12 protein-coding genes are annotated in these 13,791 nt (G+C 72.6%); 6 read left to right on the top strand and 6 right to left on the bottom strand.

Translation table 11 applies throughout. From position 1 onward, the window contains the following. The first annotated feature begins 541 nt into the window (after positions 1-541). Positions 542-1,084 (top strand): hypothetical protein, encoded by a 543-nt coding sequence (locus ACFYXM_RS26860; RefSeq protein WP_389293045.1) that lies wholly within the window; start codon positions 542-544, stop codon positions 1,082-1,084. Between the two features lie 122 nt (positions 1,085-1,206). Here the strand turns inward: ACFYXM_RS26860 and hutH are convergent, their stop codons facing one another. The 5 genes from hutH to ACFYXM_RS26835 form a co-directional block, all read right to left on the bottom strand. Next, positions 1,207-2,757 (bottom strand): histidine ammonia-lyase, encoded by a 1,551-nt coding sequence (gene hutH / locus ACFYXM_RS26855; protein ID WP_389293043.1) that lies wholly within the window; start codon positions 2,755-2,757, stop codon positions 1,207-1,209. Between the two features lie 277 nt (positions 2,758-3,034). Beyond that, positions 3,035-4,198 carry a diguanylate cyclase domain-containing protein gene (locus tag ACFYXM_RS26850; protein WP_389293042.1) on the bottom strand — a complete coding sequence of 388 codons (1,164 nt, stop codon included), beginning with the start codon at positions 4,196-4,198 and terminating at the stop codon, positions 3,035-3,037. Positions 4,199-4,444: 246 nt separating this feature from the next. Beyond that, positions 4,445-5,266 (bottom strand): enoyl-CoA hydratase/isomerase family protein, encoded by an 822-nt coding sequence (locus ACFYXM_RS26845; protein ID WP_389293040.1) that lies wholly within the window; start codon positions 5,264-5,266, stop codon positions 4,445-4,447. Positions 5,267-5,351: 85 nt separating this feature from the next. After that, positions 5,352-6,524: an adenylate/guanylate cyclase domain-containing protein gene (locus tag ACFYXM_RS26840; protein ID WP_389293038.1), complete on the bottom strand. Its 1,173-nt coding sequence runs from the start codon at positions 6,522-6,524 to the stop codon at positions 5,352-5,354. A gap of 311 nt (positions 6,525-6,835) precedes the next feature. Further along, positions 6,836-7,702 carry a biotin--[acetyl-CoA-carboxylase] ligase gene (locus tag ACFYXM_RS26835; RefSeq protein WP_389293037.1) on the bottom strand — a complete coding sequence of 289 codons (867 nt, stop codon included), beginning with the start codon at positions 7,700-7,702 and terminating at the stop codon, positions 6,836-6,838. 172 nt (positions 7,703-7,874) lie between these two features. On the opposite strand from ACFYXM_RS26835, the gene ACFYXM_RS26830 reads away from it, so the two are divergent. The 4 genes from ACFYXM_RS26830 (at position 7,875) to ACFYXM_RS26815 (ending at position 10,862) form a co-directional block, all read left to right on the top strand. Continuing rightward, on the top strand, positions 7,875-9,467 hold the full coding sequence (locus ACFYXM_RS26830; protein WP_389293035.1) for an acyl-CoA carboxylase subunit beta: 1,593 nt from the start codon (positions 7,875-7,877) through the stop codon (positions 9,465-9,467). A gap of 219 nt (positions 9,468-9,686) precedes the next feature. Further along, positions 9,687-9,902 carry an acyl-CoA carboxylase subunit epsilon gene (locus tag ACFYXM_RS26825; RefSeq protein ID WP_389293034.1) on the top strand — a complete coding sequence of 72 codons (216 nt, stop codon included), beginning with the start codon at positions 9,687-9,689 and terminating at the stop codon, positions 9,900-9,902. A gap of 90 nt (positions 9,903-9,992) precedes the next feature. Continuing rightward, complete coding sequence (gene mmpB, locus ACFYXM_RS26820; RefSeq protein WP_389293032.1) at positions 9,993-10,121, top strand: morphogenic membrane protein MmpB; 129 nt, start codon at positions 9,993-9,995, stop codon at positions 10,119-10,121. Positions 10,122-10,250: 129 nt separating this feature from the next. Continuing rightward, complete coding sequence (locus tag ACFYXM_RS26815) at positions 10,251-10,862, top strand: Maf family protein (protein ID WP_389293030.1); 612 nt, start codon at positions 10,251-10,253, stop codon at positions 10,860-10,862. 167 nt (positions 10,863-11,029) lie between these two features. Here ACFYXM_RS26815 and ACFYXM_RS26810 read toward each other — a convergent pair whose 3' ends face one another. Further along, on the bottom strand, positions 11,030-11,515 hold the full coding sequence (locus ACFYXM_RS26810) for a hypothetical protein (protein WP_389293093.1): 486 nt from the start codon (positions 11,513-11,515) through the stop codon (positions 11,030-11,032). 441 nt (positions 11,516-11,956) lie between these two features. On the opposite strand from ACFYXM_RS26810, the gene ACFYXM_RS26805 reads away from it, so the two are divergent. Next, positions 11,957-13,720 carry an acetyl/propionyl/methylcrotonyl-CoA carboxylase subunit alpha gene (locus tag ACFYXM_RS26805; protein ID WP_389293028.1) on the top strand — a complete coding sequence of 588 codons (1,764 nt, stop codon included), beginning with the start codon at positions 11,957-11,959 and terminating at the stop codon, positions 13,718-13,720. The last annotated feature ends 71 nt before the right edge of the window (positions 13,721-13,791 follow it).

The following is a 13,791-nucleotide window of genomic DNA, read 5'->3' as shown; positions in this document are numbered from 1 at the left end:
GGAATGGGCCCTCCGTTCCACATCCCCTGAAGATGTGGGGAACAACACTCATCGACGCGTCCCGGGCAGCGGTGGTTCCCCGGCGCCCGCCATTGTTGCGAGCCCGGTACACAGCACGCTCCGGTATGGTCCGATCCGGTCGACTCCGGTCCCGGACTTGTGTCCCGGTCCCGATCCGTGTCCCCGTCCCGTCCCGTCCCGTGCCGATCCGCGTCCCGCTCACCGGAGCCGGGCCGTCCGGGAGTTCGGCCCCGGTCCGCGGCACGGCTCGCGTCGTCGTGTCGTCGAGGTTTCTCCCATTGTGCGGGACGCCGCCGACAACTCCCCCGCCACAACCCCCCTTCGCGGCAACATTGAGGGCGGCGGGGGCCGTGATTTCCGACACCATGCCGCCCGGAGCCCGACGCGCCGTGATGCCCCGGAGCGAACGGCTCACGCGCGGGGCGCGGGGGCCACGAACATGCGACTTTCCCATGACCCGCTGGTTTCACTAGCATCGGTGCGCATGCCTGACTCACGGCTGTGACAAGGGGGTTCGTCCGTGGCCGTCGCTCGCCGCCCGCTTCTGACCGCCGCTGCCGCGGGCACGTTGCTGGCCGCTCTGTGGTTCGTCCCGTCCGCCAACGCGACGGACGAACAGACCGACGGGACGGGCGGAACCACGACGAGTGTGACGGGCCCGACAGGCCGGAACACGGGCTCGGCGCACCGGAGCACGGCCCCGGCCCCGGCCCCGACGGACCGGAGCACCGACCCGACCTCGACGGACCGGGGCACGGACCCGACGGTCGTCTCGGCCGCGTCCGATGCCTCGGCCGCTTCCATCACCCCGGTGACGTCGAACACCCCGGGTGCGTCGGGCTCCCCCGGCAGCTCCGGCGTCCGGGGCACCTCGGATGCCCCGGACGCCGACGGCCCTGGGGCGGCCACCGCCGTGAGCACGTCGTCGTCCGGCCCCGGGCTCGCCGACACCGGGAGCGGGGTCGACACCACCCCGTACCTGTTCGGCGGCGCCGCGTTCCTGGGCATCGGCGCGGCCTTCGTCACCTACTCGATCCGCCGCGCCGACACACCGTCGTTCTGAGCCCACTCAGCCCACTGAGTCCACTGAGCCCGCTCGGCCCTGTCCCGAAGCCGCACAGAGCCCTCTCCCGCCCCCGAACGGCCGCGCCGCCGACCGGGAGATTGCCCTCCCCCACGGTCCGCTCAGGCCAGCGGCCCGGTGACCTGCTCGACCGCCGCGACCAGCGCTCCCCTGCGGACGAACGCGTCCGCCGCGGCCAGGTCCGGCGACAGGAAGCGGTCCGGCCCCGGCCCCTCGACGCCCGCCGCGCGCAGGGCCTCGACGGCGGCCCGTGAGGCGGGGGCGGGGATGAGCCCCTCGGCGGCCCGCAGTTCGACGGCACGCGTCGCCGCGTACAGTTCGACGGCGATGATCCGGGCGAGGTTGTCGACGGCGGTACGGAGCTTGCGCGCCGCCGACCAGCCCATGGAGACGTGGTCCTCCTGCATCGCGGAGGACGGGATCGAGTCGGCCGACGCGGGAACGGCGAGCCGCTTCATCTCGCTGACCAGGGCGGCCTGGGTGTACTGGGCGATCATCAGGCCCGAGTCCACACCCGCGTCGTCGGCGAGGAACGGCGGCAGCCCGTGCGACCGGTTCTTGTCCAGCAGCCGGTCGGTACGGCGCTCGGAGATCGAACCGAGGTCGGCGGCGGCGATCGCCAGGAAGTCGAGTACGTACGCGACGGGCGCGCCGTGGAAGTTCCCGTTCGACTCGACCCGGCCGTCGGGCAGGACGACGGGGTTGTCGACGGCGGCGGCCAGTTCGCGGTCCGCGACCGTCGCGGCGTGGGCGAGGGTGTCGCGCCCGGCACCGTTGACCTGGGGTGCGCAGCGCACCGAGTAGGCGTCCTGCACTCGCGGGGCATCGTCCTGGTGATGGCCGGTCAGGCCTGATCCGGCGAGGACGCGCAGCATGTTGTCGGCGCTGGCGCCCTGGCCCGGGTGGGGGCGTATGGCGTGCAGCTCGGGGGCGAGCACCTTGTCCGTGCCGAGCAGTGCCTCCAGGGAGAGGGCGGCGGTGATGTCGGCGGAGGTGTAGAGATTACGCAGGTCGGCGAGGGCCATGACGAGCATGCCGAGCATGCCGTCGGTGCCGTTGAGAAGGGCGAGGCCCTCCTTCTCGTGCAGCTCCACCGGGGTGATGCCGTGGGCGGCGAGCAGTTCGCCCGCGGGGCGCACGACGCCGTCGGGGCCCTCCGCGTCGCCCTCGCCCATCAGGGTCAGGGCGCAGTGGGAGAGGGGAGCCAGGTCGCCGGAGCAGCCGAGCGAGCCGTACTCGTGGACGACCGGGGTGATGCCCGCGTTGAGGACGTCGGCCATGGTCTGCGCGACCTCGGGGCGTACGCCGGTGCGCCCCGAGGCGACCGTCTTGAGCCGCAGGAACATCAGGGCGCGGACCACCTCGCGCTCGACCTGCGGGCCCATGCCGGCGGCGTGCGAACGGACGATGTTGCGCTGGAGCTGTGTGCGGAGTTCGTGGCCGATGTGCCGGGTGGCGAGTGCCCCGAATCCGGTGGAGACGCCGTAGACCGGCTCGGGCTTGGCGGCGAGCGCGTCCACGACCTCGCGAGCGGCGGCGAGTGCGTTCACGGCGGCCTCGGAGAGCTCGACGCGAGCGTTGTCGCGGGCCACGGCGATGACGTCCTGGGCCGTGGTTCCGGACGTCCCCACCACGACTGTGTGCATATCCATATTCAGCAGCGTACGGACTGAATCTCGCCATGTCACCAGTGGTCGTACGGTTGACTCCTTACGACCTGGGGAGCAAGAGGGAGCGGGCTCCCGACGCCCCGCCTGCGCCCCGTTCGCGCCGCCGCCCTGTTCGCGCGGCCCGCAAACTCCGTGCACGCGGCCCGCGTCCCGCTCACGCGCCCGCCGCGCCCCGCCCACGGGCCGATGGACCACCGCCCGCCCCCGCGGACGCCGGGCCGGTCGCACGTCCGCCGCCGGGCCAGGGGCACGTCCGCGCTCAGCGGTGACTGCCGCGCAGATGGCGTCGCTCGTGCGGGGACCGGGGCGGTGCGTCGGCCAGCCGCAGCACCTCGCCGTCGCGCCCCGCCACCACCGGCTCCGTGGAGCGGGCCGCCTTCGCCCGGTACTGGGCCGCGTCCGCGAGCCGGAAGAGGCGCCGCGCCGAGATCACCGGACCGATCGGGTCGCCGGTCGAGGCGATCCCGCACGCCACCCCGTCCCCCAGCTCCAACTCGGCCGCGCGCTCGCAGAGTTCGGCGGCCACCCGGACCACCTCGTCCGTCTCGGGGCCCACCGCGAGCAGGCAGAACTCATCTCCGCCGAGCCGTGCCGCGAGCGCGCCGGGAAGCATGGCGCCGCAACGGGACAGCACCGAACCGAAACGTTCCAGCAGGCGATCACCGACCGCATGGCCGTGTGTGTCGTTGACCCGCTTCAGGCCGTTGACGTCGCAGACGACCAGGCTGACCACCGCACCGTCCACGCGATGCCGCTCCACCGCCTCGTCCAGCCGCACGTCGACCGCGCGCCGGTTGGCCAGCCCGGTCAGCGGATCGGTGAACGCGAGCCTGCGGACCTCTTCGAGCCGTTCGGCCTGGGAGATCCCGGCGGCGACGACGGCGGCCAGCACGGTGGCGAAGTCCGCGTCCTCCCGTCCGAACACCGGCTGCCCCACCGGGCGCGCCACATACAGTTCGCCCCAGGCCCGCCCGTGCAGAACGATCGGCGCGACCACGCAGGACCCGCGCCCGCGACGGCGCAGGGCGACCACCCGCTGGTGACAGTAGCCGCGCCCGCGCCCGGGCGCTCCGCCGCCCGACGCACCGTCCACCGGCCCCTCGGCGGTCTCCACCCAGGCGTCGGGCTCGCCACCGGCGGCCCACCGCTCGTGCAGGAACTCGGTGATCTCCGGGAACCGGTGCACCGGGTACGTCTCGTCCTCGGGGAACTCCTCCTCCCCCTCGCCCCGTTCACCCGCGTTCACCAGCACACGCAGCCGACCGCCCCCGCGCTCCCACACGGAGAGCGCGGCGAACGTGCCGCCGAGCGCCTCGCACGCCCCCAGCGCGGCCGCTCGCCACGACCCCCGAGGGGTGTGCGCCGCCGCCATCGCCTGCGCAAGCGCAACCACGGCCCGCAGCCGTGCATCTTCACCACCCATCACCACAGCTTATGTAGTTTTGTGGTGATTTGATCAGCTTGAGGCGCAGAAAATATTCAGTGCGTGTCCTTTTGAACACTCAACGTCACTTCGCTCGGCGCCGGGCGGCACCGAGCGGCCGGTTCACTCAGGGCACCGCTCGGTCCGCGTCGCCCGGCGTCACTCGCGTCCCGTCGCCGTCGCCCGCGTCCCGTCGGCGCTGCTCCCGTCGCGTCGCCCGGCATCGCCCGTCTCACCGCGCGCGCATCACTCGCCGGGCCAGTCCGGCTTCCTCTTCTCGTTGAACGCGGCCACGCCCTCGGCCCGGTCGCCCGAGAAGGCCACCGATCGCCACGCGGCGTCCTCGACCTCCAGGCCGGCCCGCAGATCGAGACCGTGCCCGAGCCGCAGCGCCCGCTTCGCGGCCCGCAGCCCCACCGGGGAGTTGGCGGCGATCCGCCCGGCGAGCGCGAGCGCCTCGTCGCGGTCCCGGCCCGCCTCGACCAGTTCGTCGACCAGACCGGTCTCGTGCGCCTCGGCCGCCTCCACCCGCCGGGCCGTGAAGACCAGCTCGGCCGCGCGCGCCGCGCCGATCCGCCGCGGCAGCAGCTGCGTGCCGCCGCCGCCCGGGATGACGCCGACCGACACCTCGGGCAGGCCGACCACGGCCGTGCGGTCGGCGACGATCAGGTCGCAGGACAGGGCCAGCTCGAACCCGCCGCCGAGCGCGAAGCCGTGCACCGCCGCGATCGTCGGCATCGGCAGTTCGAGCACTCCGGTGTAGGCGGCGCGCGCGACGGGACGCTGGCGCAGCAGCTCGGCGTCGGTGAAGGAGTTCCGCTCCTTCAGGTCGGCGCCCACGCAGAAGGCCCGCTCGTGGCTGGAGGTGAGGACGGTGACCCGGACTGCGGGGTCCGCGGCGAGCGCGGCGCAGGCGGCGGCGATCGAGCGGGCCATGTCCGTGGACACCGCGTTCATGGCCCCGGGCCGGTCGAGGACCAGCTCGGCGACGTGCTCCTGCCCCTCGTGGACCCGTACGACGACGAACTCCCCGAACCGTTGCTCGGACGTGACGGACGCGACGGTCATGACTTCACCCCTCCGGTTAACGAGCGTTACCGGAGGGATCCTATGGGGCGGCTTCCAGGGCGTGCGGCGAGGGCGGCGGACGGCGTCAGGACGTGCCGCGGCGGGCCAGCAGCCAGGGTTCGACAACTCCGAGGCCGCGCACCGGCCGCTGCCACATGGGCTGCAGTCCGTAGCGGTACCTGGGCAGAGCCGTCGGCTCCAGGCCCTCCTGGCGCTCCTTCTCGGCCGCCGCCGCCTGCGCGGCGGCCTGCGCCTCGGAGGCCGGAGCGTCGCCGGTGCGGGTCAGTTCCTCCGCGAACGCGCCGTCCACCAGCACGGCGTCCTTCGGCGCTATGGAGGTCAGCCGGCTGGCGAGGTTCACCGTCGTCCCGAAGACATCGCCCATACGGGTGGTGACGGTGCCGAAGGCGATGCCGACGCGCAGCGCGGGCATCGTCTCGTTCTGGTTCATCGCCTCGATCAGGCGCAGCGCGATCTCGGCGGCGGTCCCGGCGTCGTCGGCGCAGTAGAGGACCTCGTCGCCGAGGGTCTTGATGAGCCGGCCGCCATGGGCGGCGACCAGGTCGGCGGCGGTGGTCTCGAACGCCTCGACCAGTTCGCCGAGTTCCTCCTCCTCCAGCCGCCTGGTCAGCCGGGTGAAGCCGACCAGGTCGGCGAAGCCCACGGCCAGGCGCCGGTCGACCATCTCCTCGTCGTCGGCCGCCTGCACGACCCGGCCGGTGGCGGCGGCGAGCTGGCGCCGCCACACGTACACCAGGAACTCCTGCAGCTCCGGGAGGAGCAGTTCGACCAGTGGGTACGTGACCTCGGTACGGGTCATGCCGGGCTCGGGCGGCTCGGTCAGCCCCGCCAGGAACGAATCGATCTGCCATTCCGCCAGCCGGGCGGTGGTCTGCCCGGTGGACCGGGCGACCTGGATCGCCATCGGCTCGCTGAGCAGCCCGGCCTCGACGAGACCGGCGAGGCGGCGCAGCGCCAGCACGTCGGCCTCGGTGAGCGCCCTGGCCTGACCGATGTCGGCGAAGCCCATGGCCCGCCAGAACCGGGAGGCCAGGTCCATCGAGACACCGGCGGTCCGGGCCGCCTGGAACGGCGTGTAACGGCGGTCGGCGCCCAGGATGAGCTGTTCCAGCCGGATCGCGAGGGGGTCGTCGGTCGGCTCCGCCGTATGGTCGACTTCGTGATGCGGCGTCGGGTGGACCGAGGGTTCCGACGGGGGCTCGTCGCCCGCGCCGGAGGTCGTGTCGTCGACGGTCACCAGCCGCCTCCTGCCCGTTCCCTGCGCACTTCCCTGCCGATCTGTCGGTGGATCGCCTCAACTTTACGGCAGGTGTGCCGTGGCTCACGTCCGTGAGCCGCACTCCGACGTCGCGGGGTGACCGGGCGGGACGTCCCCGGGGCGGCCGGGCAGGAGTTCCCCCGGCGACCGGACGGGACGCCCGGGGGACGGTGCGCGGGTGGCCGGCGGCCGGGCGGGACTCCCGGGGGCGGTGCGCGGGTGGGCGGCGGCCGGGCGGGACGTCCCGGGGGCGGTGCGCGGGTGGGCCCGGTGGGACGTCCCGGAGCGCGTCAGGTCAGCTCGCCCCCGGCTCCCCGCAGGTGCACGATGTCGCCCGCGGACAGGGGTTCGCGCAGGCCCTCGTCCGTGGACAGGACCAGCCTGCCGTCGCCGTCGATCGCCACGGCCTCGCCGGTGAGCGTGCGGTCGCCGGGCAGCTCGGCGCGTACCGGCCGGCCGAGCGTCGCGCAGCCCGCCGCGTACGCCTCCTGGAGCCCGCTGGCCGCCGCGTCGCCGCCGGCCTCCCGCCAGCGGCCGTACCAGTGCTCCAGCGAGCGCAGCACGCCCCTCAGCAGGGTCTCCCGGTCGGTGGAGACGGCCCCGGCGAGGGAGAGCGATCCGGCGGTGGGGACGGGCAGTTCGGCGGCGCGCAGGGTGACGTTGAGGCCGGTGCCGACGACGACGCCGTCCCCGGCTCGCTCGGCGAGGATGCCGCCCGTCTTGCGTTCCTCGCCCGCCACCGTGACGAGCAGGTCGTTGGGCCACTTCAGGGCGGTGTCGACGCCCGCCGCGCGGGCCAGCCCGGTGGCCACGGCGACGCCGGTGAGCAGCGGCAGCCACCCCCACCGCGCGACCGGGATGTCGCCGGGTTCGAGGAAGACGGAGAAGAACAGCCCCGAACGGGCCGGGGCCGTCCAGGTGCGGTCGAGCCGGCCGCGGCCCGCCGTCTGCTCCTCGGCGACCAGCACCGCGCCCTCGGCGAGCCCGGACGCTGCCCGCGCGGCCAGATCGGAGTTGGTGGACCCGGTGGTCTCCACGACGTCGAGCGAGGTCCACAGGCTGCCCGGCCGCAGCAGCCCGCGGCGCAGCGCGGGGACGTTCAGGGGCGGTCGGTCCAGGTCGGACCAGCGGCTGTGAGGCGCATCCGAAGGTGTCATGCAAGCCAGACTAGGTGTGGTAAACGACGCACTGCTGAACCGTATGTACGCCGATACGCTACGGATCAGTAGGTGTTCCAGAACCTGACAGAACCTGATCAGCCGGTGTCCAGCACCTGATCTTGATCAGCGCCACAGTCGTCCCCGTGACCAGGCAGGGAGCCGCCACCCGATGTCCGAGCCGGAAGAGATCGACATCCACACCACCGCGGGCAAGATCGCGGACCTGCAGCGCCGCATCGACGAGGCGACGAACGCGGGCTCCGCACGGGCGGTCGAGAAGCAGCACGCGAAAGGCAAGTTGACCGCGCGGGAGCGGATCGGCCTGCTGCTCGACGAGGGTTCCTTCATGGAGCTCGACGAGTTCGCCCGGCACCGGTCGACGAACTTCGGCATCGAGAAGAACCGTCCGTACGGGGACGGCGTCGTCACCGGCTACGGCACGGTCGACGGCCGCCCCGTCTGTGTGTACTCCCAGGACTTCACGATCTTCGGCGGCTCGCTCGGCGAGGTCTACGGCGAGAAGATCGTGAAGGTGATGGACTTCGCGCTGAAGACCGGCTGCCCGGTCATCGGCATCAACGACGGAGGCGGCGCGCGCATCCAGGAGGGGGTCGTCGCGCTCGGTCTGTTCGCGGAGATCTTCCGCCGCAATGTCCACGCCTCGGGCGTCGTCCCGCAGATCTCGCTGATCGTCGGACCGTGCGCGGGCGGCGCGGTCTACTCCCCCGCGATCACCGACTTCACCGTCATGGTCGACCAGACCTCGCACATGTTCATCACCGGCCCCGACGTCATCAAGACCGTCACCGGCGAGGACGTCGGCTTCGAGCAGCTCGGCGGCGCCCGCACCCACAACACCGTCTCCGGTGTGGCGCACCACATGGCGGGCGACGAGAAGGACGCCATCGAGTACGTCAAGTCGCTGCTGTCGTACCTCCCTTCGAACAACCTCTCCGAGCCGCCGGTCTTCCCGGAGGAGGCGAACCTCGCCACCAGCGAGGAGGACCTCGAACTCGACACGCTCATCCCGGACTCCGCGAACCAGCCGTACGACATGCACACCGCCATCGAGCACGTGCTGGACGACGGCGAATTCCTGGAGACCCAGGCCCTGTTCGCGCCGAACATCATCACCGGTTTCGGGCGGGTCGAGGGCGCTCCGGTCGGCATCGTCGCCAACCAGCCGATGCAGTTCGCGGGCTGTCTCGACATCAACGCGAGCGAGAAGGCGGCCCGGTTCGTCCGCACCTGCGACGCGTTCAACGTGCCCGTGCTGACCTTCGTCGACGTCCCCGGCTTCCTGCCCGGCGTCGACCAGGAGTACGGCGGCATCATCCGCCGGGGCGCCAAGCTGATCTACGCCTACGCGGAGGCGACCGTCCCGCTGATCACGGTGATCACCCGCAAGGCGTTCGGCGGCGCGTACGACGTGATGGGCTCCAAGCACCTGGGCGCCGACATCAACCTGGCCTGGCCGACCGCCCAGATCGCCGTCATGGGCGCACAGGGCGCGGTGAACATCCTGCACCGCCGGACGATCGCCGCGGCCACGGATCCCCAGGAGGCGGAGGCGATCCGCGCGAAGCTCATCACCGACTACGAGGACACGCTGCTCAACCCGTACGTGGCAGCCGAGCGCGGCTACGTCGACGCGGTGATCATGCCGTCCGACACCCGCGCCCACATCGTGAAGGCGCTGCGCCAGCTGCGCACGAAGAGGGAGTCCCTGCCCCCGAAGAAGCACGGCAACATCCCCCTCTAAGGGCTGTCCCGTAATCCCTGGCGGGCGCGCGACGACGGCTGCGGTGCATCGCAAGACGGAGGATCGTCCTCGTACCGGGCTTACGTGGACGATCCCGACGACGTGGCGAGGCGCCGTGCCAGGCGTCGCGGGCCGGACGGGACTTTCGAAACACGCCCCAGGCGGCACCTGGCGGCCGCTCCGCCCCACCCAACTCCCCTTCCGGAAAGGGTCATTGCCATGATCAAGGTCGTACGGGGCAACCCGACTCCCGAGGAGCTGGCCGCCGCGCTCACCGTGGTCCGTGCGCGCGCGGCGGCGACGGCAGCGGCGTCCGACGCGTCCTCCGGCGGATCGGCGCTGCCCGGGCAGTGGGCCGACCCGGGGCGCATCGCCCGCCGCGCGCGCCCTGTGCCGGGGCCGCGTGCCTGGGCACGGACGTACTGGCCCGGGTGACGCTGCGGGCACGATCTGGCCCGTAGGCACCACGGCGCCTGAGTACGGGTACTCAGGCGCCGTGGTGCGCGGTCGCAGCAGGATCGGGTCATGCTGTGGTCCGATCCCGAGAACAAGCCGCCGAAGGAACTGCGCGACGCCCAGGACATGATCCGGCGCGCGGGCCTGGTGCTCGCTCTCGCGATGCTCGTCGGGATGCTGGCGCTCGGAATCCGCTGAGAGCCGGAGCGGCCGGGATCCGCGACCGGCGGAACGGCCCGGCACCCCGGCACCCCGGCACCCCGGCACGGCGGACTTCGGCCCGGGCGGGCCGACCGGCGGGGCGGGCGGCCTTCCGCTCCTTCTACGATGGCGCGTATGACAGATCAGCGCCGTCTCGTGCTCGCCTCCGCCTCCCCCGCCCGTCTCGGTCTGCTGCGGCAGGCCGGATTCGCGCCCGAGGTGATCGTCAGCGGCGTGGACGAGGACGCGCTGAGCGCCCCGACCCCTGCCGAACTGGCGCTGGTGCTCGCCGAGGCGAAGGCCGCGGCCGTGGCCGGCCTGCCGGAGACGGCCGGCGCCCTGGTCATCGGGTGCGACTCGGTCCTCGAACTCGACGGTCAGGCGCTCGGCAAGCCCGCCGACGCCGAGGAGGCCACCGCCCGCTGGAAGTCCATGCGCGGCCGCGCCGGGGTACTGCGTACCGGCCACAGCGTGGTCGACACCGCCACCGGACGCACGGCCTCGGCGACCGCGTCGACGACCGTCCTCTTCGGTGAACCGACGGACGCCGAGATCGCCGCCTACGTGGCCTCCGGCGAGCCGCTCCACGTGGCGGGCGCGTTCACCCTGGACGGCCGTTCGGCCCCGTTCGTCGACTCGATCGAGGGCGACCACGGCAACGTCATCGGGCTCTCGCTGCCGCTGCTGCGCCGGCTCCTGGGCGAACTGGGGATCTCCGTCACCGACCTGTGGGTCTGAGCCCTCCCCGTCAGCCACCTCCGGCGGGCCACCCGGTCGGGCCACTCCCCTCGGGCACCCGGTGTCGCCCCCTTCGGCCGACCGCGACGGGGCCGGTCCTCGCCGGTCGTCCGGCCCCCATGGGCCGTACCGCCTCCGGTCGGCCCCCTCGCGTCGAACCCGTCCCGTCAGACCGCCGCCGGGGCACCCGGCCCGGTCCCGTCCGCGGATCCGCCGTCCGCGGACCCCCGGGCGGCGGACGGTTCGACGCCGACGGGCCGATCGCCCTCGGGGCCGTACACCACCAGCGTCAGAACGATCAGCCCGAGCACCGTCATCAGGAACGCGAACGCGATCCAGCCGAGCAGCCCCACCGCCAGCGCCCCCAGCACCCCGTGCGCCACGGCGCAGACGACGAGGGCGATGCGGCCCAGCCGGCCCGGGGCCCGGTCGCGCACGCCGGTCAGCAGCAGGACCAGCCCGCACAGCAGCAGGCAGAGCCCGGACACGCCGCCCATCACCCAGGTGCCGCCGGACATGGCACCGGATTCGAGACCGGCCAGGGACATGTCCTGGTTCTCGACGACCGTCGCGAGAATGCCGTTGACGAGCACGACGCCCACGGCCTCCGCGAACAACGCGAGCGCGGCCACGAACGCCACCGGTCTGCGCATCACGGCGCACACCTCCTGTCACCCGTAGTACGTGTTACCTGCAGTACGTCCGATATCGCGGACCCTACTAACCGGTAACGCCCGGGACAAGACCTCGCGCGGCCCGCGCCCCCTCCCGCCCTCGCGCCACTCCGTCTCTCACCGTGCGCGCACCCCGCACGGCTGGCACCCTTTCGTGCGCCGGGCAAAGAATCGTTCGTCCATTAGTGGGGACTCCACAAAGAAACGCCGGAAGCGGCTGGTCGCATGAACAGAGACCCGGACCACACCTCGTGGCTACTGTGCGGTCATGAATCCCGGCGTACCGTGGTGCCACAAGGGATTTCGCGACTTGAGCAAGCCTCGGATCACACTCCGTGTGGGCAAGCTCACCATTGGGGACGGGTCGTAGCGCCGTGTCGGTAGTCCCTAAACTCAGCTTGTTTCAAGGAGGGAGCCATCGTGCGCAAGGTGCTCATCGCCAACCGTGGCGAAATCGCTGTCCGCGTAGCCCGGGCATGCCGGGATGCCGGGATCGGGAGCGTGGCCGTCTACGCCGACCCGGACCGTGACGCTCTGCACGTCCGCGCGGCCGACGAGGCGTTCGCCCTGGGCGGTGACACCCCCGCCACCAGCTACCTGGACATGGCCAAGGTGCTCCAGGCCGCCAAGGACTCGGGGGCGGACGCGATCCACCCGGGCTACGGCTTCCTGTCGGAGAACGCCGAGTTCGCCCAGGCCGTCATCGACGCGGACCTGACGTGGATCGGCCCGCCGCCGCAGGCGATCCGGGACCTCGGCGACAAGGTCGCCGCCCGTCACATCGCCCAGCGCGCGGGGGCCCCGCTGGTGGCCGGCACGCCGGACCCGGTCGAGGGCTCCGCCGAGGTCGTGGCGTTCGCCGAGCAGCACGGACTGCCGATCGCGATCAAGGCCGCCTTCGGTGGCGGCGGCCGCGGTCTGAAGGTGGCGCGCACGTTGGAGGAGATCCCGGAGCTGTACGACTCCGCCGTCCGCGAGGCCGTGGCCGCGTTCGGCCGCGGCGAGTGCTTCGTGGAGCGCTACCTGGACAAGCCGCGCCACGTGGAGACGCAGTGCCTGGCCGACAAACACGGCAACGTGGTCGTGGTCTCCACCCGTGACTGCTCGCTCCAGCGCCGCCACCAGAAGCTGGTCGAGGAGGCGCCCGCGCCGTTCCTCTCCGAGAAGCAGAACGCCGAGCTGTACGCGGCGTCGAAGGCCATCCTCAAGGAGGCCGGTTACGTCGGCGCGGGCACGGTCGAGTTCCTGGTCGGTGCGGACGGCACCATCTCCTTCCTGGAGGTCAACACCCGCCTCCAGGTCGAGCACCCGGTCACCGAGGAGGTCACCGGTCTCGACCTCGTGCGCGAGATGTTCCGCATCGCCGACGGCGAGGAGCTCGGCTACGGCGACCCGGTCATAAGGGGCCACTCCTTCGAGTTCCGGATCAACGGCGAGGACCCGGGCCGCAACTTCCTGCCCGCCCCGGGCACGGTGACCGTCTTCGCCCCGCCGAGCGGCCCCGGTGTCCGTCTGGACGCGGGCGTGGAGTCCGGCAGCGTGATCGGTCCCGCCTGGGACTCGCTGCTGGCGAAGTTGATCGTGACCGGCGCGACCCGCGAGCAGGCCCTTCAGCGGGCGGCCCGCGCGCTGGCCGAGTTCGACGTCGAGGGCATGGCCACCGCCATCCCGTTCCACCGCTCGGTCGTCACCGACCCGGCGTTCGCCCCGGCCGACGGCACCCCGTTCAAGGTCCACACCCGCTGGATCGAGACCGAGTTCGTCAACGACATCAAGCCCTTCGCCGCACCCGCCGACGCGGAGGCCGAGGAGGAGGCGGGTCGCGAGACCGTCGTCGTCGAGGTCGGCGGCAAGCGCCTGGAGGTCTCGCTGCCGTCGTCGCTGGGCATGAGCCTGGCCCGCACCGGTCTCGCGGCGGGCGCCAAGCCCAAGCGCCGCGCGGCGAAGAAGTCCGGCTCCGCGGTCTCCGGCGACACCCTGGCGTCCCCGATGCAGGGCACCATCGTCAAGATCGCCGTGGAGGAGGGCCAGCAGGTGCAGGAGGGCGACCTCGTCGTCGTCCTGGAGGCCATGAAGATGGAGCAGCCGCTGAACGCCCACCGCGCCGGCACCATCAAGGGACTCACCACCGAGGTCGGCAGTTCCATCTCCTCCGGCGCCGTGATCTGCGAGATCAAGGACTGACATCCGTCGGGGCGGCCGGACCCCACCGGCCGCCCCGCACCGGACGTCTCCCGTCGGACGCTCCGTTCCGG

The sequence above is a fragment of the Streptomyces sp. NPDC002476 genome (assembly GCF_042889785.1).
Taxonomy (GTDB): Bacteria; Actinomycetota; Actinomycetes; order Streptomycetales; family Streptomycetaceae; genus Streptomyces.
The sequence above is the reverse complement of the archived record's forward strand: the minus strand, read 5'-3'. Positions and strand labels throughout refer to the sequence as shown.

Coding starts and splice junctions, on each gene's coding strand:
- ACFYXM_RS26815 (WP_389293030.1), top strand. CDS start 10,251: ATGGCGCGTATGACAGATCAGCGCCGTCTCGTGCTCGCCTCCGCCTCC.
- hutH (WP_389293043.1), bottom strand. CDS start 2,757: ATGGATATGCACACAGTCGTGGTGGGGACGTCCGGAACCACGGCCCAG.
- ACFYXM_RS26845 (WP_389293040.1), bottom strand. CDS start 5,266: ATGACCGTCGCGTCCGTCACGTCCGAGCAACGGTTCGGGGAGTTCGTC.
- ACFYXM_RS26810 (WP_389293093.1), bottom strand. CDS start 11,515: ATGCGCAGACCGGTGGCGTTCGTGGCCGCGCTCGCGTTGTTCGCGGAG.
- mmpB (WP_389293032.1), top strand. CDS start 9,993: ATGCTGTGGTCCGATCCCGAGAACAAGCCGCCGAAGGAACTGCGCGAC.
- ACFYXM_RS26830 (WP_389293035.1), top strand. CDS start 7,875: ATGTCCGAGCCGGAAGAGATCGACATCCACACCACCGCGGGCAAGATC.
- ACFYXM_RS26850 (WP_389293042.1), bottom strand. CDS start 4,198: ATGGGTGGTGAAGATGCACGGCTGCGGGCCGTGGTTGCGCTTGCGCAG.
- ACFYXM_RS26835 (WP_389293037.1), bottom strand. CDS start 7,702: ATGACACCTTCGGATGCGCCTCACAGCCGCTGGTCCGACCTGGACCGA.
- ACFYXM_RS26825 (WP_389293034.1), top strand. CDS start 9,687: ATGATCAAGGTCGTACGGGGCAACCCGACTCCCGAGGAGCTGGCCGCC.